The following is a 1,672-nucleotide window of genomic DNA, read 5'->3' as shown; positions in this document are numbered from 1 at the left end:
CCGCCACGGCAGGCGGCGCGCCTTTGCCGTCTTTTTTCGGGTGGAGGCGCATAGGATTGGGTGATGATGCAACATGGATGGAGGTCTTGCTATGTCCAATGGATGGTATCAACTGGAACATAACCGCCCCCGGAAAGGGGTACCCTACCTGCCTGGCGGCACACCGCGCAGAGAACCCTATATTCCCGTGACCCGGAGTACGGCATCTGAGCCCCCCATTCCGGAGCGTCTGCCGCAGGAGCCTCCCGCCCCCCCGGTACGGCAGAGGGAGACGGAACCCGCACCCCTGGTTGAGGCGGCGCCCGCTGAAGAGCAGGGGGAGACGGCGTGGGAGCGGACGGACAGCGCTCCTCCTCCCATGCCGGAGGAGGAGCCCTCTGCCCACAGCCAGACAGTGGGGGCGGGCGGGCCGGTGGTGCTGCTGGATGGAGCGCTGCACGAGACGCTGGCGGGCTTTATCCATGAAAAGCCCCTGGAACGGGCGGTCCACGCAAAGGGATGGGGGGCTTTTGGCCAGTTTGAGACGGGGCGGGCCATGGGGGAATATACCATGCTGCCCTTTCTGCAGCGGGTGGGGGAGCAGACGCCCACGGTCTCCCGCTTTTCCCTGGCCGTTAGCAGCCGGGACACGCCTGACGCATCTCGGAACGTACGGGGCTTCTCCACCAAATTTTACACCGGCAACGGCGTCTTTGATCTCCTCTGCAATCACCTCCCCGTATTCTCCGTGCGGGACGCCATGCGCTTTCCGGAATTCATCCGGACGCTGGGGCCCGCGCCGGGGAGCAACCTCAGGGACCCGGAGCGATTCTGGGCGTTTGTGGCCCATGCGCCGGAGGCGCTCCACTTCGTCACATGGCTTTACTCGGACGCGGGGACCGTGAAAAGCCTGCGCCATCTGCGGACCTACGGGGTCAACACCTATGTCTGGCGAAATGCGGCGGGAAAGCGGAGATACGTCAAATACCACTGGCTCCCCCAGGCGGGGACGGAGTTTTTGACGGCGGCGGAGTCTGCCGCCCTGGCAGGGGACCCAGACGTGGCGGGGCGGGGGCTGTACGAGGCCATTGCCCGGGGAGAAGGGCCGGAATACGAGCTGCGGGTCCAGCTTATGGACCCGGCGGACGCCGAAAGTCTGCCCTATGACCCGCTGGATGCCACCAAGGTGTGGAGCGAAGCGGACTATCCGCTCCAGCCGGTGGGGAGGCTGATTTTGAACCGGAATCCGGAGAACTACCGGGAGCAGGTGGAAAAACTGGCCTTTTCCCCGGCCAATCTGCTCCCCGGTGCGGAGTTTTCTGACGACAAACTGCTGCAGGGGCGATCCGCCGTGTACTGGGATGCCCAACGCCGCCGTCTGGGGACGGATTTTCGGAAGATACCCGTTAATCGCCAGGAAGGCTGGACCCCGGACCAGCAGGTGTCTTCCGGGCTGGGCGCGGAAACGGCGGGGACACAGGTCAGGGCCGGAATTTCCCGCCGGGATGATTTTACGCAGGCGGGAGAGCGATACCGCGCGCTCCCGCGGGAGGAGCAGGAGCACCTGGAGGAAAATATCGCCTCGGAGCTGCGCGGCGTGTCCCGGGAAACGCGGGAAACTGTGCTGGATTACCTGAACCGCGCCGACAGGGATTATGGCGGCCGGGTCGCGGAAAAGAGCGGGGCATGAGAG

At 65.0% G+C, this 1,672-nt stretch carries 1 protein-coding gene; it reads left to right on the top strand.

What is annotated here, in order from left to right; genetic code table 11:
• The first annotated feature begins 91 nt into the window (after positions 1 to 91).
• The gene (locus ABUA09_RS01825) at positions 92 to 1,669 is read left to right on the top strand and encodes a catalase (protein WP_227152144.1); all 1,578 of its coding nucleotides are present in this window, start codon (positions 92 to 94) and stop codon (positions 1,667 to 1,669) included.
• The last annotated feature ends 3 nt before the right edge of the window (positions 1,670 to 1,672 follow it).

Origin of the sequence: Intestinimonas sp. RTP31139st1_F5_RTP31139_211217 (assembly GCF_040226735.1) — a bacterium.
Lineage (GTDB): Bacteria > Bacillota > Clostridia > Oscillospirales > Oscillospiraceae > Intestinimonas > Intestinimonas butyriciproducens.
Note: the sequence above shows the minus strand (reverse complement) of the source record. Positions and strands in the feature narration are given on the sequence as shown.